The sequence below is a fragment of the Saccharospirillum mangrovi genome, from assembly GCF_003367315.1.
GTDB classification, from domain to species: Bacteria; Pseudomonadota; Gammaproteobacteria; order Pseudomonadales; family Natronospirillaceae; genus Saccharospirillum; species Saccharospirillum mangrovi.
In genome coordinates, this window is the sequence record NZ_CP031415.1 from 1,158,748 (window position 1) to 1,183,371 (window position 24,624).

The window sequence follows — 24,624 nt, forward strand, 5'->3', positions numbered from 1 at the left end:
ATGATAGTAACGTATATGTTATTAAGCAAGCGCTCAGTAACCGGTTAACTCCAAATAACCAACGCCAGCCGGCGTTTTGTCGTTCAATGCCTCCGCCCGGACCGGCCCTTCCCAGTACGGAAACAACCCGTCAAGCCAGCTGTTGGCACGATCAGCCTGAATGCGCCAGCGCTGGTTGCGGTCGGGCAATGTCAGCGTCCAGTCCAGTGGCAGTGTTTTCTCGCTGCCGTCTTTTAAGACGATGCGTTGGCGTTGGTTGACGCTCAGTTCGATGGCTTGGGCGGGCAGGGGGGCGGTGCGACCGTCCGCGTCAATCCAGGTGCCGCTGACGCTGGCTGGGCCGTCGCTTTGGCGCAGTTGGTAGACCATCAGCGCCGAGCCGTCGTTCAGGTGCAGCGCGAACCAGTCCCAGCCGGGTTGGTTGGGGGCCAGTGGTTGCGAACTCCATTCGCGGTCGAGCCAGGCGGGGCCGCTTAATGAGTGCGTTGCGCCATCAATGTTGAGCGTGCCGGCAACCTGAATGTGCGGTTGGCTGTAGTAGTAACTGGCCTGGCCGAGGTTGGATTTTTGGTGATAGCCGTTGTCGCCTTGTAGCACCCAGGGTGTGTTGGCGTTCAGCTGCAACGTCAGTTCGATGTTGTCGAAGTTCAGTTGCAGCGTGCCGGGAAATAATTCAGCGCCGCTGCCAGTCCATTGCCAGTCGTCGAGCCAGGCGTTGAAGTCGCTATCGTCGTTTAAGGCGACGCCGGCCTGGCCGATGCCGCCGCGCGCAAACCGTTCGGCGTGGCGGTGGCCGTTGGGCGTTGAGAGGGCCGCGTGTGCCATCCAGACTTGGTTGCTGGCCCAGCCGCCGGGGTCGGTTTGCGGCGTCAGCGATTGCCGAAACAAGGTCCATTGCACGCCCCAGTGTTGGCCGTTTGTGTCGGTCAGGTTGGCGGTGAGGTACCACCATTCGATGCGGAAATCCGAGTGCGGCAAATGGTCGGCCGGGAAATTCATTTCATAATCCGGCTCGGCACTTTGGTAGCCGCTGGGGTCGGCGCGCAGCAGTTGGTAATCGTCAGCAAACGCAGATGTGCACAATAAGGCGAGTAGCCAAAACCATCTCATGCGTCGTCCTCCCCCAGTTGTTTCAGCGCTTGGGGCAAACGGCGGCGCACTTGCCACAGGCTGATCAATAGCGTGATTCCCAGCACGGCGAAGGTCAGCAACGCCAGCCGTGCGGCCGGTGCCCATTGCCAGCGCAGCGGCATGGTCCAGCCGAAGGCGAGCACGTTCAGATCGTGCACCAGCAGGGCCGACAACAAAGCGCCCAGCGGCAGCGCTGCCAGGCCGGTCAGTGCGACCAACAACGCTAACGGCAGGGCAACGATCAACAGCCATTCGCGATGTTTTAGACCCAGCGCCCGCCAATGCGCGTATTGCGCTAACCGCTGTTGGTGCAGCGCCAGCAAGGCGGCCAATAGCGCGATGCCGGCGACGCTCAACGTCAGGCCGTTCATTGCCGTGGTGATGGCGAAGGTGCGCTCAAAAATACGCAGCGAGACGGTTTTGATGGTGTTCTGGTTCAGCCAGTCGCCCGGTTGCGCACCGGCGGCAAGCAAGGCGGATTCGGCCTGTTGTTCGGCGGCGGGCATGTCGGCCAGCCATAACGCCAGGCCTTGTGGTGCGGCGTTCGGCCAGTGCTGGGCGACGACGTTGTAAGGCAGATAAAACTGGAAATAGGGGCTGCCGTAGTCGTGGAAAAAACCGGCAACGCGGAATTCGGCGGGGCCGGTGGCGGTGTCAAGTTCAACCGCATCGCCCAGTTGCAGGCCGGTCAGATGGTGCGCCTGTTCGTTCGCCAGCAGCCAGCCGTCGTGGCCGGCCAGCCAGTCGTTAAGGTGGGCGTTTTGATCGGCCAGTGGCAGTGCGCGGCTGTCGGGCGCGTCGGTGTTCAAGCCACGAATCAGCGTCGGCCGGCCACTCCAGCGAATTGCTACGCCATTGCGTTGATGGCTGGCGACGAGCCAGGGCGCGGTGCCGTTGTCGGTGAATTGCGCCAGCCGCAGGCTGTCGTCCTGGATGTAGAGATCGGCCGCCAGGCGTTGGTCGAGCCAGGCGGTCAGCGCTGAACGAAACGAACCGACTAACGTTTCGACGCCCAGGTTGGCGGTCAGTGCCAATAGCAGCGCCATCATGGCGACACGCACTTGCGGCAGTTGCGCCCAGGCGTCGCGCAATGCCCAGCGCAGTTTCCAGGCGCGCTCGGGCAAACATCGCTGCGCCCCTTGCAAAGCCAGGGCGAGCCACAGCGGCAATACCCAGGCGGCGGCGAAAACGGCCAGGCCAAGTACGACGAAGCCTTGCGTCACGCTGGTCAACTGGCTGTGCAGGATTAACGCCGCGAGCGCCAATATCAGTCCGCCGCCGGCGAGCCACCAGCGCGCTTTGCCATCGGCGGCCCAGTCGTCGCTGGTGGAACGCGATTGGCGCAGTGTCTGGCGGCTTTCGCGCCACAGCGGCCAGGCCAGTGCCAGCAATAAACCCACCAGTGTAATGCCCCAGGCAAACAGCAGGCGTTGCCAGCCAAGTTGAATGTCGGCACCAACCACCGCGCCGTACAGGCTTTGCAGGCTGGCGGCGACCGGCGGCAGCAACAGAGTTGCCAGAGCGCGGCCAGCGACCAGCCCGCCGAGGGTACCGACCAGGCTCCACAGCACCGCTTCCAAGGCCACAGCCAGCGTCAGTGTTCGGTTCGAAGCGCCCAGTTCGCGCAAGGTATGCAGCGTCGGTCGGCGCAGATGCAGCGCAAAGCGCACGGCGTTGAAGACGATAAACAGCCCGACTGCGAAGGCGAGCAGGCTCATGGCGGTCAGGTGCGAATGAAGGCTGGCGGTGAGTTGAGTGAGGTCGAGGCGCTGGCGGTTATCGACCAGTTGCAGGTTATCCGGCAGGGCTTGGCGCAAGGCGTTGGCGTCGGGTATTTTGGCGACGCCGAGGTAACTGAAGTGGTCGCGTTGCAAGACGGTGAGCGCGGCGCCGATGTCCATAAAAACGCGCCGGCCCTGTTGCGGTTGTTGTTGAATCGCCGCCGGTGGCAGCGTGCGGCCGTCGTCCAGCGCTAAAGAGTCGCCTGCGGCCAGGCCAAAATCAGCCGCCAGATCGGGTGGGTACCAAGCCTGAAATGGAGGCTGAATCAGCGTGGTCCAGTCGCCGTTACCCGAGCCCAAGGGCGATTCGGCACGCGGCAGCGCCAGTAAATCCGTGGCGATCAGCCACAGCGGTTCGTCGTTCGCCGTAAGCCGGGTTTCCAGCACCGGGTAGATTTGGGTGAAACCGGCGCGGCGCAGTGCGATGTAGTCGGCCGGGGCAATGCCGCTGCCATCGCGGGCGCGAATCCAATGGCTGGCCTGGGCGCCGAGCAGATGGTCGGCCTCGGCGTAGCTGGCGCGGGCGTGGTCGTTGATGATTTGTACCGCTGACCAGAGGCCGACGCCGGTCACCAGGCCGACGGTCAGAAACAGTGTCTGCCCGAGATGACGGCGATAGTGGCTGAGCAGCGTCAGCAACACGCGAACCAGCTGTCTCATGCGCCAGTCTCAAGCTGGCCGCTGCGCAGGTGCCAGCGTTCGTCCAGATAGCCGGCCATGGCCGGGCTGTGAGTGACCATTAACAGGCTGGCACCGGCGTCGCGCACCAGTTCAGTCAGCAAGTTCATCACCGCCGCGCTGCTGGCTTCGTCGAGGTTGCCGGTCGGTTCGTCGGCCAACACCAGCGCCGGCTTGTGCAGCAGGGCGCGGCCGATGGCCACACGTTGTTGCTGGCCGCCGGAGAGTTGATGCGGCAGACGTTGCAACAGGCCGCCCAGGCCCAGACGCTCGACCAGTTCATCGCGTTGTTTCGAGTCGTATCGACCGGCGAGCCGGGCTTGCAGGGCCAGGTTGTCGGCTACGGTCAAGGTCGGTACCAGATGGTAGTTCTGGAAGATGAGGCTGAGTGTGTTGCGTCGCCAGGCGGCCCAGTCGGCGTCTTTGAAAGCGCGGGTATCGGTGCCGTCGAGTTCGATGTGGCCGCTGTCGGCGCGGTCGAGGCCGGCGATCAGATGCAGCAGCGTGCTTTTGCCGCTGCCACTTTCGCCCAGCAGTGCCGCCGAACGGCCGCGTTCGAGCCGGGCATTCAAGCCGTTCAGTACGCGGACGTCGCCGTCGGCCTGGCGGAAATGTTTGTGCAGATCGGTCAGTTGCAGCATCGCGAAACCACCTTTATAGCCAGATGGCGGCCGCGCTGGCGGCCAGCGTCATGCACAGCAAAAACCATTTCAGCGCCGTCTGGCTGATGTTCAACGCCAGCCGCACGCCGATTTGCGCGCCCACCATGGTGCCGACGCCCAATATCAAACCCGGCACCCAGGCGACCAGGCCGTCGATGATAAACACCACCAGCGCCACGGCGGTAAAGCTGCCGGCACACAACAGTTTCAGCGCGTTGGCGCGCACCAGATCGTAACGCAGGCCGCCGGCCAGGGCGGCGAGCAGCAGAAAGCCGACGCCAGCCTGCACGAAGCCGCCGTAAATGCCGGTCAGAAACAGGCCAAAGGCGGCCCAGGGACGGTCGCGAATACGCTGCGGTTGTTCGTCCGGGCCGGGGAACACGGTTTTGGGTTTGACGATCATCAACACCGACAGGCTGATCATCATGCCCAGCAACAGCGGTTTCAGCAGGCTGTTGGGCAAGAAGGAGGCAATGCCGGCGCCGACGGCACCGCCAAGCAGGGTGGGCAGCAGAATCGGCAGCATGTCGGTGCGTTCCAGTCGGCCGCTTTTGTTGAAACCACGCAAACCGACCAGGCTTTGCAGCATGACGCCGACGCGATTGGTGGCGTTGGCCATGTCGGCCGGCAAGCCCATAACCATCAACGCAGGCAGCGTTAAATTGGAACCGCCACCGGCGAGAACGTTGATGATGCCGGCGGCAAAGCCGGTGACGAGCAATAAAGCGATGAAAAACGGCGTCAATTCGAACATGCGATGAGTTCCGTACGAGTGAATCGGATCAGCGCGCTAGCCTAGCGGAAACCGGGGCCGAGAACAGCGTTCTGTTTTTTAGGTCAAAAAACAGACATCAGTTAAGTTTAAAAAGATCGGTTCTTTGCTTTGGATTAAGCTCGCGGCCTCACGCTAACCACCCTGTGGACCATGGCAGAAGACGGCATTTATTTGGATCGCGTTCGCCTGGAGCGCGACGGCCGCCCGGTGCTGACCGATGTCAGCCTGAGCTTGAACGAGCCGCGCATCGGCCTGATTGGTAACAATGGCTCTGGCAAATCGTCGTTGGTGCGGCTGCTCAACGGTCTGCTCAGACCGAGCGCGGGCGAGGTGCGCGTGCACGGCTACAACCCAGCCGACGGCCCGGAAGCGATGGCCGCTCAGGTCGGTTTTATTTTCCAGAACCCGGACCACCAGATCATCTTCCCGACGGTGCTCGAAGAAGTCGCCTTTGGTCTGCGCAATCTCGGTCGCAGCCGCAAGCAGGCGCAGATTGAAGCACAGGCGTTTCTCGATCAACACGGCCGCGCCGATTGGGCCGAACGCCCGGTGCATTCACTGTCGGAAGGGCAAAAACAGCTGGTGTGTATTTTGTCGGTGTTGGTGATGGAACCGGCGCTGATTGTGCTCGACGAACCCTTTTCCGCACTCGATTACCCAACCCGGCTGCACCTGCTCGACTGGCTGCACAGCCTGCCGCAGCAACTGCTGATGATCAGCCACGAACTCGACAGCCTGGAGCGTTTCGATCGCTTGATCTGGCTTGAAGACGGCCGGGTACGCGACGACGGCGAACCGGCACGGATTCTCGATGCCTACAAGCGCGCCAGTCTGGCCGGGGTGTCGCTGTGATCAGCCTGTACATAGCCGGGCGCAGCCCGCTGCATCGGCTGCCGGCGGGCATCAAGCTGACGGCTTTGATGGCAATCAGCATTGCGCTCTATCCGATTGATCAACCGCTGTGGCTGTTGCCGGTGTTGCTGTTGACCGTCGTCGGTTACGCCAGCCTCGGGGCCGGCGGTTTGCAGCGCTTAACGCTGGTGAAACCCATCCTGCCGATTCTGGCGCTGATCCTGATTTTCCAGACCTGGACCCAAGGCTGGGCCGCCGGCCTGGTGTTGCTGCAACGCCTGCTGATTCTGGTGTTGCTCGCGAATCTGGTGACGCTGACCACTTCGATGGACGCCATGATGGCGGCGGTGATGCCGCTGTTGCGTCCACTGCGCTGGGTTGGCATCGCGCCGCATCGTATTGCCTTTGCCGTGGCGCTGCTGGTGCGCTTTGTGCCGGTGTTGATGGCGCTGACCGCCAGTTTGCTCGACGCCTGGCGCACCCGGGGCGGCGGCCGTCAGCAATGGCGTCTGGCGGTGCCGTTGTTGATCAACGCCATCCGCATGTCCGATCACATCGCCGAAGCGCTCGCTGCGCGCGGCGGCATTCCGAACGATTCAAAACGATAAACGGAGAACAACGATGAAAGAGCACGCTTTAAACGATCAACGTCTGGTGCAAATCGCACTCTACGCCGCCCTGATTGCCGCCCTGGGATTGATCCCGCCGGTGCCGTTTTTATCTGGCATTCCGATCACCGCTCAATCGCTCGGCGTGATGCTCGCCGGTGTGATGCTTGGCCCGGTGCGCGGTTTTCTGGCGGTAGTGTTGCTGTTGTTTGTTGTCGCTATGGGCGCGCCCTTGCTGGCCGGTGGCCGGGGTGGGTTGGCAGTCTTTGTCGGCCCGACAGCCGGTTTTGCCATCGGCTGGGCGTTCGCGGCCCTGGCGACGGGCTGGGTGACGCAACAATTGCAACGCCTGAACCTGGCGCTAGCGGCCGGCATCGGCGCTTTTGTGGGCGGCATCGTCGTGTTGTACGTCTTCGGTATTGCCGGCTTTATGTTGGTGACCGGTAACGGCTTGGTGCGTTCGACGCAGATAATGGCGGTCTACATTCCCGGCGATCTGGTCAAGGTGGTGATCACGGGTTTGGTGGCGCAGGCGGTGTATAAAGGCTTGCCGGGTGCGGTGGCGACTCGGACTGCTTGAAGGCATTTGCGTCGGGCGATGGCGATTCACGATCACCCGACGCGCCTGGAGATGTTACTGATACGCCTCAATCGGCGGGCAGGAACACATCAGATTGCGGTCACCGTGGACGTTATCGACGCGGTTGACCGCCGGCCAGAACTTGGCGGCTTTGACTGCTGCGTTCGGGAACACACCCAGCTCACGCGGGTAAGGCCGCGTCCATTCGCCGACCAGATCGGCCTGTGAATGGGGCGCATGGCGCAGCGGGCTTTCATCGGCCGCCCATTCGCCGCTGGCAACGCGGGCGATTTCGGCGCGGATGCCACGCATGGCGTCGATGAAGCGGTCCAGCTCAGCTTTCGATTCCGATTCGGTCGGCTCGATCATCAGCGTGCCCGGTACCGGGAACGACATGGTCGGCGCGTGGAAACCGTAGTCCATCAGTCGCTTGGCGACGTCTTCTTCGCTGATGCCGGTGTCGGCTTTCAGCGGTCGCAAATCAAGAATGCATTCGTGCGCGACACGGCCCTCGGTGCCGCGATACAGCACCGGGAAATCGTCTTTCAGCGCTTCGGCCAGATAGTTGGCACCGAGAATGGCGACTTCGGTGCTGGCTTTCAGGCCGTCGCGGCCGAGCATGCGGTTGTACATCCAGGTGATCGGCAGAATGCCGGCAGAACCAAAAGCCGCCGCTGAGACCGCGCCTTCAGACTCTTCTCCATGGCCCGGCAGGTACGGCGCCAGATGCGCTTTCACACCGATCGGACCCATGCCGGGGCCGCCACCGCCGTGCGGAATGGCGAAGGTTTTGTGCAGGTTCAGGTGCGACACATCGGCGCCGACTTTACCCGGCTGCATCAAACCAACCTGAGCGTTCAGGTTGGCGCCGTCCAGATACACCTGGCCGCCGTGGCGGTGAATGGTGTCGCACAGTTGTTTCAAACCTTCTTCGAACACGCCGTGGGTGGACGGGTAGGTGATCATGCAGGCGGCGAGTTTGTCGCCGGCTTGCTCGGCTTTGGCGGCCAGATCGTCCAGATCGACGTTGCCGTTGTCGTCGCATTTGACGATGACGACATCCAGGCCCATCAGGGCCGCTGAAGCCGGGTTGGTGCCGTGGGCCGAGGCCGGAATCAAGCACAAAGTGCGCTGTGCATCGCCGTTGGCTTCGTGGTAACGGCGAATCGCCAGCAGGCCGGCGTACTCGCCTTGCGCGCCGGAGTTCGGTTGCATCGACAGGGCGTCGTAGCCGGTGACGGCCAACAATTGCGTTTCCAGATCGTTGACCAGTTGGCGGTAACCCGCCGCCTGATCGGCCGGCGCAAATGGGTGCAGATTGGCGAATTGCGGCCAGCTGACCGGCTGCATTTCGGCGGCGGCGTTCAGTTTCATGGTGCAGGAGCCGAGCGGAATCATACCGTGCACCAATGAATAGTCGCGGCTTTCCAGACGTTTGATGTAGCGCAACAACTCGGTTTCGCTGTGGTAGCGGTTGAATACTGGGTGCGTCAGTACGGCGTCGCTGCGGCGCAGACTGGCGGGCAGGGCCGGTTTCGGGCTGGCAACGACAGCGGCGTCGAGTTCGGTGATATCCAGGCCGTGATTGTCGCCCAGCAACACCGTGAACAGCCGTTCAACATCGGCCACGGTGGTGGTTTCGTCCAGGCTGATACCGACGCGGCCGTCGCTGAAACGGCGCAGGTTGCAGCCGGCGGCGACGGCGCGGTCGTGCACGCTGGCGTCGAAATTAAACGTCAGCGTATCGAAGCAGTGGTCGGCCAGTTCAACACCGTTACGACGCAAACCTTCGGCCAGAATGGCGGTTAAACGATGGGTGCGTTCGGCAATGGTGCGCAGGCCGTTCGGGCCGTGATAGACGGCGTAGAACGAGGCCAAATTCGCCAACAGCGCCTGGGCGGTACAGATGTTCGACGTCGCTTTTTCGCGGCGGATGTGTTGCTCGCGGGTCTGCATCGCCATGCGCAGCGCCGGGCCGCCTTTGGCATCAACCGAGACGCCGATGATGCGGCCGGGCACTTGGCGTTTGTGTTCGTCGCGCACGGCAAAAAAGGCCGCGTGCGGGCCGCCATAACCGAGCGGTACACCGAAGCGCTGAGCGCTGCCAAAAGCGATGTCGGCGCCCAGTTCGCCGGGCGAACGAAGCAGCATCAGTGCCAGTAAGTCGGTGGCAACAGCGGTTACCGCGCCGGCGGTTTTGGCCGCTTCGATGTGGGCCTGGATATCGCCAATGGCACCGCTGGAACCGGGGTAGCTGAACAGCGCGCCGAAGACGTCGTGTTCGCCGACGCTTGCCGCCGGTGCGACGATCAACTCGATGCCCAGATATTTGGCGCGAGTGCGCAACACCGCTAGCGTTTGCGGGTGGGTGTCGGCGTCGACAAAGAATTGCGTGCTTTTGCTTTTGCGATTAACGCGCTGGCACAGCGTTAAAGCTTCGGCAGCGGCCGTGGCTTCGTCGAGCAGCGAAGCATTGGCCAGATCCAGTCCGGTCAGGTCCATCACCACTTGTTGGAAGTTCAACAAGGCTTCCAGACGGCCCTGGCTGATTTCCGGCTGGTACGGTGTGTAAGCGGTGTACCAGGCCGGGTTTTCCAGCACGTTGCGGGCAATCGCCGCGGGAATATGAGTGCCGTAATAACCCTGGCCGATGTGGCTGGTCAGAACGGTATTCTGGCTGGCAATTTGCGCCAGTTCGGCCAGAGCCTCGGTTTCGCTGCGACCGGCGTCCAGCGCCAACGGGCCGTCCATGCGCAGGCTGGCCGGTACGGTCTGGCCGATCAGGTCGGCCAGGCTGTTCAGGCCCAGCGTTGCCAGCATGGCGGTTTGGTCGTCGGTATTCGGGCCCAGATGGCGCGGCGCGAAACCGGCGTCGGCGAGGGCAGTGAGCGGTTGCTGGTGCAGCGAAGAGGCGGTCATGAATATCTCCGGCGGATCAGATCTGGGCGGCGTATTGGTCGGCGGTGAGCAGGTCGTTCAGGGCGCTCGCATCTTCCAGTTGCAACTGGAACAGCCAGCCGGCGTCGTAGGCGTCTTCGTTGAGCCGCTCGGGCTTATCGGTCAGCGCTTCGTTGCACGCCAGAATGGTGCCGCTGAGCGGGCTGTAAATGTCGGACGCGGCCTTGACCGATTCGACCACGGCGATGGCGTCGCCAGCTTTAACCTTGCTGCCCAGTTCCGGCAGTTCAACAAAGACGATGTCGCCCAATTGAGCCTGGGCATGGTCGCTGATGCCGACAGCAACGACACCGTTGCCGAGATCGCGGACCCATTCGTGACTGGCGCTGTAACGCAAAGATTCGGGAATTGCAGACATGGAAATCTCCACAAGAAGGGGAAGGCAGGAATGGCGCGGAGCCTAGCAACGCTGGTTTACTAAAACAACAAAAATTTCCTATAGGAAACAAGCGGACCTTATGGTCAACTTTTGCCCGTCTTTCGTTTCCCGTGGCCGGTGGCTGTGCAATACTCGCCCGGCCCGATGCCTGTGTGTGGGCGTTGTATTGAGTCTCTGATTGGAAACCGGCTGCCATGGATCCGCACTTCCTGAACGAACACGACAAATCATCGCCTGAGATCAGCCGTAAAAGCGGCCAGGAAGCGACGTTGGAGCCGTTGGAATTGGGCCAGCGCGTGCGTGCGATTCGGCTCAGCCAGAACCTGACGTTGGAAGAGGCGAGCCAGCGTACTGGCCTGGCGCGTTCAACGCTGTCAAAAATCGAGAACGAACAGATTTCGCCGACCTTCACCGCCGTGAACAAGCTGGTGCACGGCCTGGGCATTGACATCCCGCAGTTGTTTGCCCAGCCGAGCAGCGACAGTCGCGCCAGTGGCCGCCGCGACATCACCCGGGCCGGTGAAGGCAAACCCCACCCGACACCAACCTACGAACACGAATTGCTGGCGACCGAACTGTCGCAGAAAAAGATGGTGCCGTTCCGCACCCGGGTTCATGCCCGCAGCTTCGACGATTTTCCCGACTGGGTGCGCCACGACGGCGAAGAATTTCTCTACGTGATTTCCGGTTCAATTCTGTTCTACACCGAGTTCTACGAGCCGGTGGAACTGTTCGAAGGCGACAGCGCTTATTACGACTGCACCATGGGGCATGCGCTGGTATCGACCAGCGAAGAGGACGCGGTGTGTTTGTGGGTGACGGCGTGAGGCGCGCATAGCGCGCCGGAAGACGCTAGGGCGCTGCGCGCCTGGGAGACGGAAGACGCTTAGTTACAAAAAAGGGAGCCACCCTAAGGTGACTCCCTTTTTGTTTGCTTAACGCTAGGGTGCTGCGCACCCGGGAGATGGAAGAAGCTAGACCAATAAAATTGGCTCGTCGCCGCTATTTAGCGTCTCCCGTCTCCCGTCTCCCGTCTCCCGTCTCCCGTTATGCGTCTAGCCGTTATTTAGCGAAGTTTTCGTTGGCAAATTCCCAGTTCACCAACTTCCAGAACGCCGCCAGATAATCCGGGCGGGAGTTGCGGTAGTCGATGTAGTAGGCGTGTTCCCAAACGTCCACGGTCAACAGCGGGGTTTGGCCGCTGGTGATCGGGGTGCCGGCGTCGTCGGTGTTGACGATTTCAACCGAGCCATCAGCGTTCTTCACCAGCCAGGTCCAGCCAGAACCGAAGTTGCCGACGGCTTTTTCATCGAATTCTTTCTGGAAGGCTTCGAACGAACCCCATTTGCCGTTGATGGCATCGGCGACCGCACCGGTCGGAGCGCCACCGCCGTTCGGGCTCAGGCAGTGCCAGTAAAAGGTGTGGTTCCAGATTTGAGCGGCATTATTGAACACACCGCCGGAAGACGTCTTGATGATCTCTTCCAGGGTTTTGCCTTCGAATTCGGTGCCCGGCACCATGCCGTTCAGCTTGGTGACGTAGGTGTTGTGGTGTTTGCCGTGGTGGTATTCCAAGGTTTCCTGGGAAATGTGCGGTTCCAGGGCGTTCTTGGCGTACGGCAGTGCTGGCAATTCAAAAGCCATGTTTGCTCTCCCTCTGTCTTAATGAATATGAATGGTCGGGAGTGCCACGGAGCCTCCCATGTCTGACTCAGTAAAACATAATCAGGCCGGGCTGCTGGCGTTTCAAGGCCTTTGTCGGCTTGTGATCTGGGTGCTTGTTCCAATAGGTCGGCTCTCTATAATGGCCGGACGCTTTTCCATTCGAACAGGTAGTGAACACAATGGCCGATTCCAAGCCGGGACAGGATTTTCCACCCATGGTGCCGGACCGCGATGACATTCGAAATCGTCGCCCGTCGGAGCCGACACCGGCCAAGAAAGCTGCGGTAAAACCCACTCCCAGTCCCAAACCAAAAATGCCTGACGACGCCAACACCGATGGCGGTTCCAGCAAGGTAACGATGACCTTGCTGATTGTGGCCCTGGTGGCCATCGTCGGGTTGTTGCTGTGGGTGTTTGGTCAGCGCCAGGCGTTAGCGTCGTTTGACGAACGGTTGCAGTTGGCCGATGAACGCTTGGTATCGCTGGAGCGGTCGTTGACGCAGACCGACGAATCGGTCGCGTTGAACGAAACCGCCATCAACGCGCGCTTCACGCATTTGTCGGAAGCCGATGAATTGCAGATGTCGGAAATTCGCAAATTGTGGGCCGTGTCGAACGAGCGGAACCGTCAATGGATTGAAGCCAACCAGGCGGCCGTGGCGACCATACAAAGCACCATCGGCGAACTCAACACACGCCTGAACGGTCAGACCCAGACGCTGACGGCGGTGGACAATCAGCTGGATGAATTGGCGGCGCTGGCGGCCGATCTCGACAAGGCCGTGACTGCGGTTGAAAACCAGTTGAATGGATTCGATGCGCAATCGATTGACGAGCGACTGGTGTCGCTGACGTTGGCGCAGGAAAACCAAATGATGGACATCGGCGATGTCGCCAATCAGGTCGACAATCTGGATCGCAGCCTGAGTTCCATCGACAGTGGCCGCTTGGAAACCAACCGTCGACTGGTGGCGCTGAGTGAGCAATTGCAAGCGTTGGAAGCGCGGGTATCCGCCTTGGGTGGCGGCCAATAAAGATGGCCGCCCGGGCGCAGGATAAATCGCTGAACCCGCGTCAAACGGCCATCGCGCGGCGCGTTGAACAGGAAGGTCACGCCACCATCGATGAGCTGGTGGCGGCCTTTGAAGTAACGCCACAGACCATCCGCCGCGACCTCACCATTCTTGCCGACAGCGGGTTAATTGCCCGCTTTCACGGCGGCGCCAGCCCAGTGAATTCCACCGAAAATCTGCCCTATCAGGATCGCCGGATTCTGAATCAGACGGCCAAGGGACGCATTGCCGCAGTGGTCGCCGCTCAGATTCCGGACCACGCCAGTTTGTTCATCAACATTGGCACCACCACCGAAACCATCGCACGTGCCTTGCTGCAACATCGCGGCTTGCAAGTGGTCACCAACAACCTGCACGTCGCTGCCATTCTCAGCCCGAAAGAAGACTTTCGCGTCATCGTCGCCAGCGGCGAAGTGCGGGCGCGCGACGGCGGTATTGTTGGCGAAGCCACGCTCGATTTTATCCGTCAGTTCAAACTCGATTACGGCATCATCGGCATCAGCGGCATCGAAGAAGACGGCGCTTTACTCGACTACGATTACCGCGAAGTGCGCGTCGCCCAAACCATCATGGAACAAAGCCGACAAGTGCTGCTCGCTGCCGATCATTCCAAGTTTGGACGCCGCGCCATGGTGCGGCTGGGCCACATTACGCAGGCGGATGTGTTTGTGACCGATGTGGCGCCGCCGGAGGCGATTGCTGAGCAACTATCAGCCGCTGAAGTGAGGCTGATAGTTGCGGGAGACGCTTGACGGGAGACGCTAAATAGCGGCGACGGTTTAGTCTCTTAGCCATCTTGCGTCTCCCGTCTCCCGTCTCCCGTTAAGCATCAAGCAGGCGCGCTTTGCGCGCCTAATTTCGATGCAACTCGCTGTTCAATTCAACCTGCGATTTGTTGGTCAAACATTCCACCCGGCCGGTCTCGGCGTTGCGCCAGAACAGCAGGTCCGGCTTGCCGGCCAGGTCTCGCGCTTTGACGGTGCCGACCGGTTGCTTGTTGTTGTCGAGCAGGGTGATTTTGGTACCAGCGGTGATGTACAGACCGGCTTCGACGGTGCAGCGATCGCCCAGCGGAATGCCGATGCCGGAGTTGGCGCCGAGCAGTGAATTCTGACCCATCGATACCACCACTTTGCCGCCGCCAGACAGCGTGCCCATGATCGACGCGCCGCCGCCAACATCGGAACCTTCGCCGACCAGAACGCCAGCCGAAATGCGGCCTTCGACCATGGAGGTGCCCGCCGTGCCCGCGTTGAAGTTGACGAAACCTTCGTGCATGACGGTGGTGCCTTCACCCAGATGCGCACCGAGACGCACGCGAGCGGTGTCGGCAATGCGCACACCGCTCGGCACCACGTAATCGGCCAGCTTGGGAAATTTGTCGACGCAGTTCACTTCCAATACGCGACCGGCCAGACGCGCTTCCATTTGGCGCTCGGTCAATTCCGGCAAATCGATCGGGCCTTCATTGGTCCAGGCGATGTTGTGCAGCACACCAAACAAACCGTCGAGCGAACAGCCGTGCGGCTGTACCAGACGGTGCGAAATCAAGTGCAGTTTCAAATAGCCTTCGGCGACGGAACTGGGTGCGATGTCGCTTTCAAGCGCGACCAAAATCAACGTCTGATGACTGCTTTCACCGGCGCGGCAGAATTGCGCATTGACGGTTTGGCCGGCGTCGTTGAAGCGGCTGGCTAATTCGTTCATCTGCGCGGTTTCCAGCACAAAGACTTCGTTGCCACCGCTGAGTTTGACGACTTCACTCAGGGCTTTGATCAAGGCGTCGCTGGGGTTCAGGATCGGCTGCGGATACCACGCCTCAATGATTTTGCCATCCTTGTTGCGGGTCGCAGTGCCAACCGCCAGTGCGAAATAACTCATCCGTTTTTCCTCAATTCGTGCCAATAAAAATACGCGCATCGGGCGCGTGAAATCAGTCCAAAGCCAGTAAGTCTTTAAACGCTTGTTCGTTGTAACCCACCAGCGCCAGCCCGCGATGTTCGACGACCGGACGTTTGATCACCGATGGGTTTTCAATCATCAATTGAATGGCGCTGTCGGCGTTTAAATCGGTTTTAAGTGCGTCGTCAATGTTGCGCCAGGTTGTGCCGCGTTTGTTGACTAAATTTTCCCAACCGATATGTGGCAACCAGCTGCGCAATAAATCGTCGGTCGGCGGTGTTTTTTTGTAGTCGATGAATTCGTATTCGGCGTTCTGGCTATCGAACCAGGCCAGCGTTTTTTTGATGGTGTCGCAGTTGCGAATTCCGTAAATCCGGATCATGGCGTTCGCCCAATTAACGGTAGTTAGTTTGGTTATGAAATGGTCTTGTTGATGCCGACGATTACAGCAAGCTGCGCAGTCTTTCCGCCGCTTCGATGCAGGCATCCAGCTCAGCGACCAGCGCAATGCGCACGTGTCCGTAGCCGGGATTCAAACCATCGACTTCGCGCGACAAATACTGGCCCGGCAACACATGAATGTTGGCTTTTTCCAGCCACAAACGCGCCACCTGTTCGTCGTCGGTTTCCAGGTTCGGCCAAAGGTAAAAGCTGGCGTCGGGGATGTCCACCGGCATCTTGTCGCCGAGAATTTGCTGCATCGCCTGATACTTCTGGTTGTACAGCGTGCGGTTGTCTGCAACGTGCGATTCATCGCGCCAGGCGGCGATGGAAACGTGCTGGGTGGGCAGCGGCATGGCGCAACCGTGGTAGGTGCGGTAGCGCAAAAAGGTTGCTAACAGATCAGCATCGCCGGCGACAAAACCGGAGCGTAAACCGGGCAGGTTGGAGCGTTTGCTGAGGCTGTGAAACACCAGGCAGTTGTCGAAACCACCTTCGGCCGCAGCCGCTTGTAACAAGCCCGGCGGCGGCGCGTTTTCGTCGCGATAGAGTTCGGAATAGCATTCGTCACTGACCAGAATAACGTCGTGCGCGCGCGCTTTTTTGACCAGCCAGCGCAACTGCTCCAGCTCGATCAAACGGCCCGATGGATTGCCCGGATTGCAGATAAACAGCAGTTGGCAGTTATCCCAGTCGGTATCGCTGAGCGCGGTGAAATCCGGTTGGTAACCGCTGGCTTTGGTGCACGGCAGATAGCGCGGTTCACCACCGGCGAGAAAAGCTGCACCTTCGTAAATCTGGTAGAAGGGGTTCGGCATCCAGACTTCTTTTTTTGCCGAGTCGGCATCGAACAAAGCCTGCACCACCGAGAACAAAGCTTCGCGAGTGCCGGTGACCGGCAGCACGTGTTCGTCGGCGTTCAGTTGACCTGCCGCCAGGGCGTAGCGTTGCTGGCACCAGTCGGCGATGGCCTGACGCAATGCTGGCAAACCGGCGGTGGCCGGGTAGACCGAAAAGCCATCCAGATGTGCACTGAGTTTTTCCGCCAGAAAATCCGGCGCGGCGTGTTTGGGTTCACCAATGCCCCACAACACCGGCGGCAAATTGGCGGGCGTGATGTCGGCCGTCAGTGCCTTGAGTTTTTCGAACGGGTAGGGATGCAAGCGCGCCATCCGAGAGTTCATTCGCTTTGTCCTTCCAGGATGATGGCTTCGAGTGTCGATTGCAGTTCGGCAACGCCTTGCGATTCGTGCAGTGGTTCGTTGTCGCGATCGACAATAAAGAAGACGTCTTCGACGCGTTCGCCCAGGGTTGAGATGCGCGCGCTTTGCATGCGCAGGTCGAGGCGTTTGAACACCCGGCCGATGTCGGCGAGCAGGCCGGGCCGGTCGGAGGTAATCACTTCGACCACGGTGCGTTGGTTGGCCGGGTCGTTGCTGATGGCAATTTGCGGCGCCAGAGCAAAATGTTTCAGTCGCCGTGACAGCCGTCGGTTCGGCGTGGCGGTTTCTTCGGGGTCTTGAATGGCGAGCAGCAGCCGACGTTGAATGTCGCGCAGGCGTTCGGGGTTGTCGCCGATGCTGTGGCCGTTTTCGTCCAAAACAATAAAGGTGTCGAGACTGAAATCGGACGAGGAGGACGTCATGATGCGGGCGTCCTGAATGTCGAGTTCCAGTTGATCGAGGCAAGCGGCGATGTCGGCAAACAGATGCGGACGGTCGGGCGCGTAGATAAAAATCTGAGTGGCGCCAGCGTAACCTTCGGCGTCGGTTTCGCGGATCAATACCAGCGGCACATTCAAGCCGTGGTTGGCGATGGCGCGGGTGTGCCAGGCAATGTTTTCCGGGCTTTCGCGCAGAAAATAATCGTCACCCGGGTTGTCCCAGAGTTCGAGAATTTCGCGTTCCGAATAGCCGTCGGTACTGAGCAATGCCAGCGCCGCGCTTTTCACTTCGTCGATGCGTTCTTCTTTATTAACCGGATTTTCCAGACCGCGTCGCAGCGCGCGCAAGGTTTCGTTGTAGAGTTTTTTCAATAACGAAGCGCGCCACGAATTCCACAGGTTGGGATTGGTGGCGTAGATGTCGGCGACGGTGAGTACGTACAGATAATTCAGTCGGTGCAGATCGCTGACTTGCTGCGCGAAGTGGTTGATCACTTCGGGGTCGGAAATGTCCTGACGTTGCGCGGTCATCGACATCAATAAATGGTTGCGCACCAGCCAGACCACTAAGTCGGTTTCCCAGCCGGTCAGCCGATGCCGCCGCGCAAAGCGCAGCACTTCTTCGGCGCCTTCCATCGAATGATCACTGCCGCGGCCTTTGCCGATGTCGTGGTACAGCGCCGCTACATAGGCCAATTCCACCTTGGGCAATTGGTGAATAATTTTGGTGGCGATTGGGAACTGGACGGTGTTGTTGGCGTGGCGGAAACGGCGCAGATTTCGGATGGTCAGCAGGGTATGAGCATCGACGGTGTAAACGTGGAACAGGTCGTATTGCATCTGTCCGACGATGCGGCCGAATTCGGGCAAATAGAGACCGAGCACACCGTACTGATTCATGCGCATCAGGTTGGTGGAAACGCCGGCCGGGCTGCGCATCAGTTCCATAAAGAAGGTGATGTTGCGCAGGTCCTGACGGAACTTGCCGTCGATGCGATGGCGGTTAGCAAAAATCTGCCGCAGTGTTGCCGCGCGAATGCCTTTGATATCCGGCCGCTGAGCGCAGAGCACAAAGACTTCCATCAACGCCGAGGGCGTGCGAATAAAAACACTGTCGTCGAGCGTTTCGATGTAGCCGCCGCGCACCTGAAAACGATTGTTAATCGGCAGGATGTGGGCGTCGTCTTCGTTGCCCAGAATGGTTTCGTCGAAGTGTTGCAGCAGCATGATGTTGAGTGCGCGCAAGCGGAACACCTGACGGAAATAATCCTGCATTAAATGTTCGACTGCGAGTTGGCCGTCGCGGTCGCGGTAGCCGAATTGTTCGGCCACTTTTTCCTGCAAATCGAACAGCAAGCGATCTTCTTCGCGGCCGCTGAAGCGGTGCAAGGCGTAGCGGATGCGCCACAGATAATCCTGGCCTTCGAGCAGACCTTGATATTCGGCATCGGTGAGAAAACCGCGCTCGACCAATTCGCTCAAATCGGTGTCGCCGAAGTGGCGTTTGGCGACCCAGGCGACGGTCTGGATGTCGCGCAGACCGCCTGGTCCGGCTTTGACGTTGGGTTCGAGGTTGTATTCGGTCTCGTGGTATTTCTGGTGGCGGTTGGTCTGTTCGTTGATTTTGGCTTTATAGAAGTCGGCACTCGGCCAGATGTGCGCCGGGCTGATCAAAGCGCTGACTTTTAGCCGCAGGCTGTTGTTGCCGGCGAGGGTGCGCGTTTCCATCAGGTTGGTGGTGACGGTGACATCGCCTTCGGCTTCTTCGCGGCAGGCGTCGATGGTGCGCACGGAATGGCCGATGTCGAGTTTCAGATCCCACATCAGCGTCAGAAACGATTGAATGGATTCGACGTTGGCGTCGATGCAGGCGTCGTCGCTGAACAGCAGCAGTAAGTCGATGTCGGACTTGGGCAGCAGTTCGCCCCGGCCGTAACCGCCGACGGCGATCAGCGCCAGGTCGTCGGGGCGTTGCCAGTCAAAATGGTGCCAGGCGGTGTGCAGGATTTGGTCGAGTGCCCAGGCGCGGCCGAACACCAGGCTGCGAATCGGTTCGCCGTGTTCGAAGCGTTTGTCGAGTTGCTGTTGCAGAGTATCCAGTGCCTGACGCAAGGCCGGAATCGGCGGACGTTCCGCTAACGCCTGGCGCAAGCTGTCGATATCGACCAGATCGGTGTCCGCGTATTCGCTCAGCGTCATCTTTCGTCCCACAGGAAAACCGGTTCAGGCCGGCAAGCGTGGCCCGGCCGAACGGCCGGTGCCGGTCTCAGAAGGTTTCTTCGGCGCGCTTGGTGAGTACCTCGACGCCCGTGCTGGTCACCAGCAGGGTGTGTTCCCATTGCGCCGAGGCTTTGCGGTCTTTGGTGACAACCGTCCATTGGTCGCCCAGCACTTTGGATTGTGGTTTGCCGGCGTTGATCATCGGTTCGATGGTGAAGGTCATGCCTTCTTTCAGTTCCAGGCCGGTGTCGGGGCGGCCGTAGTGCAGCACTTGCGGGTCTTCGTGAAACACCGCGCCGATGCCGTGGCCGCAGTACTCGCGCACCACCGAGTAATAGTTGCTTTCCGCGTGCTGCTGAATGACGTGGCCGATGTCGCCCAGGCGTGTGCCCGGTTTGACCAGTTCGATGCCTTTATACAGACATTCCTGCGTTACCCGCACCAGACGCTCCAGATGCGCGGGCGCTTCGCCGACGAAATACATTTTGCTGGTATCGCCGTGATAGCCATTTTTAATGACGGTGACGTCGATATTGACGATATCGCCCTTCTTCAGAATTTTGTCGTCGCTGGGAATGCCATGGCAGATGACGTGGTTGACCGAGGTGCAGATCGATTTGGGGAAGGGCGGGTTGCCGTAGTTCAGCGGTGCCGGTATGGCTTGCTGGACGTTAACGATGTAGTCGTGGCAGATGCGATCGAGCTCGCCGGTGCTGACGCCCGGCTGTACATGCTCTTCGATCATTTCCAGCACCTCGGCGGCCAGGCGGCCGGCAACGCGCATCTTCTCGATTTCGTCTGCGGTCTTGATGGTAACAGCCATGAGAGTCTCAAGCGGATGGTGATTCGTAGCGCGCTAGTTTACCGATTTTGCAGGTAGGTTGCAGCCTTGTGACGGAATGACGCCAGGCGTTGGCCGGCGCGTGCCGGTTGCTGCCGTTGAGTTCGCCCGGTCGCTGTGGTATAAAGCGCGCCGCTCTGGCCGAGCCTGATGGTTCTGCCGGCACTGTGCCGCTAGCATCGCTGCGGCGAATACCAACTCTCACATACGCCGGCACATGATTCCGGGTGCCTTCTGCTTACGGGCAAAGGTTGGATCATGGGGCGTGTGGAGGCCTAACCCGAACAGTGAGGACATTATGGCTACTGTTTCTATGCGTGACCTGCTCAAAGCAGGCGTACACTTCGGTCACCAGACCCGTTACTGGAACCCGAAGATGGGCAAATACATCTTCGGCGCTCGTAACAAGATTCACATCATCAACCTCGAACATACCGTACCGGCTTTGAACCTGGCGCTGTCGCGCATCGGTCAGATGGCGGGTGGCAAGAACAAGGTTCTGTTCGTCGGCACCAAGCGTTCTGCCAGCGCCATCGTTCGTCAGGAAGCCACCCGCGCCGGTATGCCTTACGTGGTACACCGCTGGCTCGGCGGCATGCTGACCAACTACAAGACCATTCGCGTTTCTATCAAGCGTCTGCGTGAGCTGGAAGCCCAGCGTAACGACGGCACTTTCGATCAGTTGACCAAGAAAGAACGACTGATGCGTGAGCGTGAAATCGAGAAGCTGGAAAAAACCATCGGCGGTATCAAGGACATGGGCGGTCTGCCCGATGCCCTGTTCGTTATCGACGTTGATCACGAGCGCATCGCTATCCAGGAAGCCAACAAGCTGGGCATCCCGGTCATCGGTGTGGTCGATACCAACTCCAACCCGGACGGTGTGGACATCGTCATCCCGGGTAACGACGACGCCATTCGCGCCATCGAGATCTACGCCAGCTCTGTCGCTGACGCCATTCTCGAAGCTCGTGCTGCCAACGCAACCGAAGCGGACGAGTTTGTTGAAGTCGCTGAAGAAGCGGCGGACGACTCAGCCGAGTAAGCGGCTCAGGCACCGGCCGCACGACAGCAAGAAGGGGCCCCGGCCCCTTTTTGTTAGCTGTGAAATGTTGGCGTGAATGACGCTGGCGAATGCGGCCGATGGCATCGTGAATTGAATCGAACCTTGAGGAATTGAAGATGGCTAATATTACAGCGGCCCAGGTGAAGGAACTGCGTGAGCGCACCGGTCTGGGCATGATGGAATGCAAAAAAGCACTGGTTGAATCCAATGGCGACATCGAAGCGGCCATTGATAACCTGCGCAAAGAATCTGGTTTGAAAGCGGCTAAGAAAGCCGGTCGTACTGCGGCTGAAGGCGTGATCATCACCCGTCAGACCGCTGACAACAGCGTTGCCATGCTGCTGGAAGTGAACTGCGAAACCGATTTCGTGGCACGCGACGACAACTTCCTGGCGTTCGCCAACAAGGTGGCTGATCACGCCATCGCGACCAAGCAAACCGACATCGCCGCTCTGATGGCCGACGGTCTGGAAACCGAGCGTGAAGCGCTGGTTCAGAAAATCGGTGAGAACATCAGCGTGCGTCGCGCCTTCCTGATCGGTGGCGCGGGCAAAACCGTTGCAACCTACATCCACGGCGGCCGCATTGGCGTGGCTGTGGAAATGGAAGGTGGCAACGAAGAACTGGGCCGTGACATCGCCATGCACGTGGCGGCAATCAACCCGCAGTTCGTCTCCGCTGACGACGTACCGCAAGACGTGATCGATCGTGAGCGCGAAGTGGTTTCCGCTCAGGCTGAAAACTCTGGCAAGCCGGCTGAGATCATCGAAAAGATGGTCGGCGGTCGTCTGAAGAAATTCGTTGCTGAAATTTCTCTGCTCGAACAACCGTTCGTTAAAGACCCGGACACCAAGGTCGGCAACCTGGCTAAGAACGCCGGTGCGACCGTGACTGCTTTCACTCGACTGGAAGTGGGCGAGGGTATCGAGAAAGAGGAAGTCGACTTCGCCGCTGAAGTCGCCGCCGCTGCCAAAGGCAGCTGAGCAAAAAAGGGCAGCTTGACTGCCCTTTTTTTTGGCCGTCGCAGACGCCCAAGGAGTGCCTGTTTTGCCGGACTTCAATCGCTATACTGCGCAGGCCAGTCAGGCCGCCGATCTCACCGGCGGTCGCCATCATTCAGCTAAGGACGAGGTTGCCATGCCGACGAAAGACTCCCACCCCCGTTACAAACGCATTCTGCTCAAACTCAGTGGCGAAGCCCTGTCGGGCGAGCAGGGCTTTGGTATTGACCCGAAAGTGCTGGACCGCATGGCGCTGGAAATCGGTCAACTGGTCGGCATCGGTGTGCAGGTGGGTCTGGTGATTGGCGGCGGCAACCTGTTCCGCGGCAAGGCGTTGAACGAAGCCGGCCTGGATCGCGTTACCGGCGATCACATGGGCATGCTGGCGACGGTGATGAACGCCCTGGCGATGCGCGATGCGCTGGAGCGCTCCAACATTCGCAGCCGCGTGATGTCGGCCATTCCAATGTCGGGCATCGTCGAGCATTACGATCGCCGCAGCGCCATCCGTTATCTGACCCAGGGCGATGTGGTGATTTTCTCCGCCGGCACTGGCAACCCTTTCTTTACTACCGACTCTGCCGCCTGCTTGCGTGGCATCGAAGTCGAAGCCGATCTGGTACTCAAAGCCACCAATGTGGATGGCGTGTACAGTGCCGATCCCCGAACGCATCCGGATGCGGTAAAATACGACCGCCTGAGCTACGACGAAGCACTGGAAAAGCAACTGGGTGTGATGGATTTGACGGCCGTCTGCTTGGTGCGGGATCATAATATGCCGGTTCGGGTATTCAATATGAACAAGCCAGGAGCCTTGGTATCGCTGATGGTTGGCGGTAACGAAGGAACGCTCATGGCCGAGGATAAGACTGCATGATCGAAGACATTAAAAAGGAAACGGAAGCGCACAATAAAAAAGCCCTGGTCGCTTTGGACGAAGGCTTCAATCGCATCCGTACCGGTCGGGCCAACCCGTCCATCTTCGATGCCCTGAGCATCAGCTATTACGGCGTCGACACCCCGCTGAAACAGGTCGCCAACATCACCGTTGAAGACGGTCGCACCCTGGCGATTGTGCCGTGGGAAAAAAACATGGTGCCGGAAATCGAAAAGGCCATCATGAAGGCGGACCTGGGTCTGAACCCGGCCACCTCTGGCGACAAAATCCGTGTTGTGATGCCGGCCCTGACCGAAGAAACCCGCAAAGACATGATCAAGGTGGCGCGTGCCGAAGCCGAGAAAGCGCGGGTATCCATCCGCAACGGTCGCCGCGATGCCAATGCCACCATTAAGGATTTGGTCAAGGAAAAAGAACTCTCGGAAGACGAAGGCCGCAGCGCTGAAGACGATATTCAGAAGCTGACCGACAAGGCCATCGCGCAGGTGGAACAACACCTGGAAGAGAAAGAAAAAGAGTTGCTGACGGTCTAACACCGTCATCCTTGCTTTGTACGGGGAGGCAGCATGGCAGTGCCATGTTGCCTTTAGTTTTTTCAGTCCCTGAGTGATGCGGGTTCAAGTGACCCGCACGCCGCCGCCGGGACAAGCGCGCCGGGACGGGCGCGGTATCCAGACCGACTAATGGAACGCTTATGACCACTGCCCAAGAACCGGCGGGAACTACGGTACCTCGCCATCTGGCCATCATCATGGATGGCAACAACCGTTGGGCAAAACAACGACTGCTGGGTGGCATATCCGGCCACAAAGCGGGCGTGAAGGCCGTGCGCAGTGTTGTGGAAGCTTCGGCACGTGCCGGGGTGGAAGTCTTGACGCTCTACGCCTTCAGTTCGGAAAACTGGCGACGGCCGACGGAAGAGGTCAACGCGCTGATGGATTTGTTCCTGATGGCGTTGAACCGGGAAGTCAAAAAACTGCACAAGAATAATTTGCGCCTGCGCATTATCGGCGACACCAGCCGGTTCAGCGCCGCCATTCAAAAAGCGATTGCAACGGCCGAGCAACTGACCGCCGGCAACACCGGCATGACGCTCGCGGTGGCGGCCAATTACGGCGGCCATTGGGACATCACTCAGGCGGCTCGCAGCCTGGCGGAAGACGTCGCAGCCGGTCGGATAACGCCCAGCGAAGTGACTGAAGATGCGCTGCAAGCGCGGGTCGCTTTGGGCGATCTGCCGCCGCCGGATCTGTGCATTCGCACCGCCGGTGAGCAGCGCATTTCCAATTTTTTGTTGTGGCAGTTTGCGTACACAGAATTCTATTTCACGCCCGAATTCTGGCCGGACTTCAACCAAGATTCACTGCAGCGGGCCTTTGACAGTTTTGCCAGTCGAGTACGCCGCTTTGGACGCACCGACGAGCAACTGGAGCAGACGCTGAGTTCCTGA

General features: G+C 59.7%; 23 protein-coding genes. 11 read left to right on the plus strand and 12 right to left on the minus strand.

Features of this window, described 5'->3' with window-relative positions:
* Window positions 1-33 precede the first annotated feature (33 nt).
* From DW349_RS05530 to DW349_RS05545, 4 genes are read right to left on the minus strand one after another with little or no spacing between them, the layout of a single operon-like run.
* Entirely contained in the window at window positions 34-1,110 is a 1,077-nt protein-coding gene (locus DW349_RS05530; RefSeq protein WP_108126911.1) for a lipocalin-like domain-containing protein, read from the minus strand.
* Window positions 1,107-3,572, minus strand: a complete 2,466-nt coding sequence (locus DW349_RS05535; protein WP_108126909.1) for an ABC transporter permease — start codon at window positions 3,570-3,572, stop codon at window positions 1,107-1,109. Before DW349_RS05535 ends, DW349_RS05530 begins: the two co-directional genes overlap by 4 nt.
* A complete protein-coding gene (locus tag DW349_RS05540; RefSeq protein WP_108126907.1) occupies window positions 3,569-4,231 on the minus strand; it encodes an ABC transporter ATP-binding protein in 663 nt (220 codons plus the stop codon). Before DW349_RS05540 ends, DW349_RS05535 begins: the two co-directional genes overlap by 4 nt.
* Before the next feature lie 13 nt (window positions 4,232-4,244).
* Complete coding sequence (locus DW349_RS05545) at window positions 4,245-5,006, minus strand: sulfite exporter TauE/SafE family protein (RefSeq protein WP_108126905.1); 762 nt, start codon at window positions 5,004-5,006, stop codon at window positions 4,245-4,247.
* Between the two features lie 171 nt (window positions 5,007-5,177).
* Between DW349_RS05545 and DW349_RS05550 the strand changes: the two genes are divergently transcribed.
* The 3 genes from DW349_RS05550 to DW349_RS05560 are packed head-to-tail and all read left to right on the plus strand — an operon-like array spanning window position 5,178 to window position 7,067.
* Window positions 5,178-5,879 (plus strand): energy-coupling factor ABC transporter ATP-binding protein, encoded by a 702-nt coding sequence (locus tag DW349_RS05550; RefSeq protein WP_108126903.1) that lies wholly within the window; start codon window positions 5,178-5,180, stop codon window positions 5,877-5,879.
* Window positions 5,876-6,487 (plus strand): energy-coupling factor transporter transmembrane component T family protein, encoded by a 612-nt coding sequence (locus tag DW349_RS05555; protein WP_108126901.1) that lies wholly within the window; start codon window positions 5,876-5,878, stop codon window positions 6,485-6,487. Before DW349_RS05550 ends, DW349_RS05555 begins: the two co-directional genes overlap by 4 nt.
* A 13-nt stretch (window positions 6,488-6,500) precedes the next feature.
* Window positions 6,501-7,067, plus strand: coding sequence for a biotin transporter BioY (locus tag DW349_RS05560; RefSeq protein ID WP_108126899.1), 567 nt, complete (start codon window positions 6,501-6,503; stop codon window positions 7,065-7,067).
* Between the two features lie 54 nt (window positions 7,068-7,121).
* Here the strand turns inward: DW349_RS05560 and gcvP are convergent, their stop codons facing one another.
* Together gcvP and gcvH are read right to left on the minus strand one after the other, a co-directional pair.
* Entirely contained in the window at window positions 7,122-9,986 is a 2,865-nt protein-coding gene (gene gcvP, locus DW349_RS05565) for an aminomethyl-transferring glycine dehydrogenase (protein ID WP_108126897.1), read from the minus strand.
* Between the two features lie 16 nt (window positions 9,987-10,002).
* A complete protein-coding gene (gene gcvH, locus DW349_RS05570) occupies window positions 10,003-10,383 on the minus strand; it encodes a glycine cleavage system protein GcvH (protein WP_108126895.1) in 381 nt (126 codons plus the stop codon).
* Window positions 10,384-10,598: 215 nt separating this feature from the next.
* Between gcvH and DW349_RS05575 the strand changes: the two genes are divergently transcribed.
* Window positions 10,599-11,231, plus strand: a complete 633-nt coding sequence (locus tag DW349_RS05575) for a helix-turn-helix domain-containing protein (RefSeq protein ID WP_108126893.1) — start codon at window positions 10,599-10,601, stop codon at window positions 11,229-11,231.
* 235 nt (window positions 11,232-11,466) lie between these two features.
* Here DW349_RS05575 and DW349_RS05580 read toward each other — a convergent pair whose 3' ends face one another.
* The gene (locus DW349_RS05580) at window positions 11,467-12,048 is read right to left on the minus strand and encodes a superoxide dismutase (RefSeq protein ID WP_108126891.1); all 582 of its coding nucleotides are present in this window, start codon (window positions 12,046-12,048) and stop codon (window positions 11,467-11,469) included.
* A gap of 200 nt (window positions 12,049-12,248) precedes the next feature.
* Here DW349_RS05580 and DW349_RS05585 point away from each other — a divergent pair, with 200 nt between their 5' ends.
* On the plus strand, window positions 12,249-13,103 hold the full coding sequence (locus tag DW349_RS05585; protein ID WP_108126889.1) for a hypothetical protein: 855 nt from the start codon (window positions 12,249-12,251) through the stop codon (window positions 13,101-13,103).
* Between the two features lie 2 nt (window positions 13,104-13,105).
* Window positions 13,106-13,894: a DeoR family transcriptional regulator gene (locus DW349_RS05590; RefSeq protein WP_108126887.1), complete on the plus strand. Its 789-nt coding sequence runs from the start codon at window positions 13,106-13,108 to the stop codon at window positions 13,892-13,894.
* 100 nt (window positions 13,895-13,994) lie between these two features.
* On the opposite strand, the gene dapD is transcribed toward DW349_RS05590, so the two are convergent.
* From dapD to map, 5 genes are all read right to left on the minus strand, one after another.
* Window positions 13,995-15,023: a 2,3,4,5-tetrahydropyridine-2,6-dicarboxylate N-succinyltransferase gene (gene dapD, locus DW349_RS05595; RefSeq protein WP_108126885.1), complete on the minus strand. Its 1,029-nt coding sequence runs from the start codon at window positions 15,021-15,023 to the stop codon at window positions 13,995-13,997.
* A 52-nt stretch (window positions 15,024-15,075) separates the two neighbouring features.
* Window positions 15,076-15,426 (minus strand): arsenate reductase, encoded by a 351-nt coding sequence (locus DW349_RS05600; RefSeq protein ID WP_108126883.1) that lies wholly within the window; start codon window positions 15,424-15,426, stop codon window positions 15,076-15,078.
* Between the two features lie 61 nt (window positions 15,427-15,487).
* Window positions 15,488-16,669 (minus strand): succinyldiaminopimelate transaminase, encoded by a 1,182-nt coding sequence (dapC, locus tag DW349_RS05605; protein ID WP_108126881.1) that lies wholly within the window; start codon window positions 16,667-16,669, stop codon window positions 15,488-15,490.
* Complete coding sequence (gene glnD / locus DW349_RS05610) at window positions 16,666-19,347, minus strand: [protein-PII] uridylyltransferase (protein WP_108126879.1); 2,682 nt, start codon at window positions 19,345-19,347, stop codon at window positions 16,666-16,668. The genes dapC and glnD overlap by 4 nt, the downstream gene beginning before the upstream one ends.
* A 67-nt stretch (window positions 19,348-19,414) precedes the next feature.
* Window positions 19,415-20,191, minus strand: a complete 777-nt coding sequence (gene map / locus DW349_RS05615) for a type I methionyl aminopeptidase (RefSeq protein ID WP_108126877.1) — start codon at window positions 20,189-20,191, stop codon at window positions 19,415-19,417.
* Between the two features lie 316 nt (window positions 20,192-20,507).
* Here map and rpsB point away from each other — a divergent pair, with 316 nt between their 5' ends.
* From rpsB to uppS, 5 genes are all read left to right on the plus strand, one after another.
* A complete protein-coding gene (gene rpsB, locus DW349_RS05620) occupies window positions 20,508-21,254 on the plus strand; it encodes a 30S ribosomal protein S2 (protein ID WP_108126875.1) in 747 nt (248 codons plus the stop codon).
* Window positions 21,255-21,391: 137 nt separating this feature from the next.
* The gene (tsf, locus tag DW349_RS05625; RefSeq protein ID WP_108126873.1) at window positions 21,392-22,258 is read left to right on the plus strand and encodes a translation elongation factor Ts; all 867 of its coding nucleotides are present in this window, start codon (window positions 21,392-21,394) and stop codon (window positions 22,256-22,258) included.
* 154 nt (window positions 22,259-22,412) lie between these two features.
* Entirely contained in the window at window positions 22,413-23,153 is a 741-nt protein-coding gene (gene pyrH / locus DW349_RS05630) for a UMP kinase (protein ID WP_108126990.1), read from the plus strand.
* Window positions 23,150-23,707 carry a ribosome recycling factor gene (gene frr / locus DW349_RS05635; RefSeq protein ID WP_108126871.1) on the plus strand — a complete coding sequence of 186 codons (558 nt, stop codon included), beginning with the start codon at window positions 23,150-23,152 and terminating at the stop codon, window positions 23,705-23,707. Before pyrH ends, frr begins: the two co-directional genes overlap by 4 nt.
* A 161-nt stretch (window positions 23,708-23,868) precedes the next feature.
* Window positions 23,869-24,624 (plus strand): polyprenyl diphosphate synthase, encoded by a 756-nt coding sequence (gene uppS / locus DW349_RS05640; protein WP_108126870.1) that lies wholly within the window; start codon window positions 23,869-23,871, stop codon window positions 24,622-24,624.

Bases quoted from the DNA above. Each gene is read 5' to 3' on its own strand.
- DW349_RS05530 (WP_108126911.1), bottom strand. From the start codon at position 1,110: ATGAGATGGTTTTGGCTACTCGCCTTATTGTGCACATCTGCGTTTGCT.
- DW349_RS05535 (WP_108126909.1), bottom strand. From the start codon at position 3,572: ATGAGACAGCTGGTTCGCGTGTTGCTGACGCTGCTCAGCCACTATCGC.
- DW349_RS05540 (WP_108126907.1), bottom strand. From the start codon at position 4,231: ATGCTGCAACTGACCGATCTGCACAAACATTTCCGCCAGGCCGACGGC.
- DW349_RS05545 (WP_108126905.1), bottom strand. From the start codon at position 5,006: ATGTTCGAATTGACGCCGTTTTTCATCGCTTTATTGCTCGTCACCGGC.
- DW349_RS05550 (WP_108126903.1), top strand. From the start codon at position 5,178: ATGGCAGAAGACGGCATTTATTTGGATCGCGTTCGCCTGGAGCGCGAC.
- DW349_RS05560 (WP_108126899.1), top strand. From the start codon at position 6,501: ATGAAAGAGCACGCTTTAAACGATCAACGTCTGGTGCAAATCGCACTC.
- gcvP (WP_108126897.1), bottom strand. From the start codon at position 9,986: ATGACCGCCTCTTCGCTGCACCAGCAACCGCTCACTGCCCTCGCCGAC.
- gcvH (WP_108126895.1), bottom strand. From the start codon at position 10,383: ATGTCTGCAATTCCCGAATCTTTGCGTTACAGCGCCAGTCACGAATGG.
- DW349_RS05575 (WP_108126893.1), top strand. From the start codon at position 10,599: ATGGATCCGCACTTCCTGAACGAACACGACAAATCATCGCCTGAGATC.
- DW349_RS05580 (WP_108126891.1), bottom strand. From the start codon at position 12,048: ATGGCTTTTGAATTGCCAGCACTGCCGTACGCCAAGAACGCCCTGGAA.
- DW349_RS05585 (WP_108126889.1), top strand. From the start codon at position 12,249: ATGGCCGATTCCAAGCCGGGACAGGATTTTCCACCCATGGTGCCGGAC.
- DW349_RS05590 (WP_108126887.1), top strand. From the start codon at position 13,106: ATGGCCGCCCGGGCGCAGGATAAATCGCTGAACCCGCGTCAAACGGCC.
- dapD (WP_108126885.1), bottom strand. From the start codon at position 15,023: ATGAGTTATTTCGCACTGGCGGTTGGCACTGCGACCCGCAACAAGGAT.
- DW349_RS05600 (WP_108126883.1), bottom strand. From the start codon at position 15,426: ATGATCCGGATTTACGGAATTCGCAACTGCGACACCATCAAAAAAACG.
- dapC (WP_108126881.1), bottom strand. From the start codon at position 16,669: ATGAACTCTCGGATGGCGCGCTTGCATCCCTACCCGTTCGAAAAACTC.
- glnD (WP_108126879.1), bottom strand. From the start codon at position 19,347: ATGACGCTGAGCGAATACGCGGACACCGATCTGGTCGATATCGACAGC.
- map (WP_108126877.1), bottom strand. From the start codon at position 20,191: ATGGCTGTTACCATCAAGACCGCAGACGAAATCGAGAAGATGCGCGTT.
- rpsB (WP_108126875.1), top strand. From the start codon at position 20,508: ATGGCTACTGTTTCTATGCGTGACCTGCTCAAAGCAGGCGTACACTTC.
- tsf (WP_108126873.1), top strand. From the start codon at position 21,392: ATGGCTAATATTACAGCGGCCCAGGTGAAGGAACTGCGTGAGCGCACC.
- pyrH (WP_108126990.1), top strand. From the start codon at position 22,413: ATGCCGACGAAAGACTCCCACCCCCGTTACAAACGCATTCTGCTCAAA.
- frr (WP_108126871.1), top strand. From the start codon at position 23,150: ATGATCGAAGACATTAAAAAGGAAACGGAAGCGCACAATAAAAAAGCC.
- uppS (WP_108126870.1), top strand. From the start codon at position 23,869: ATGACCACTGCCCAAGAACCGGCGGGAACTACGGTACCTCGCCATCTG.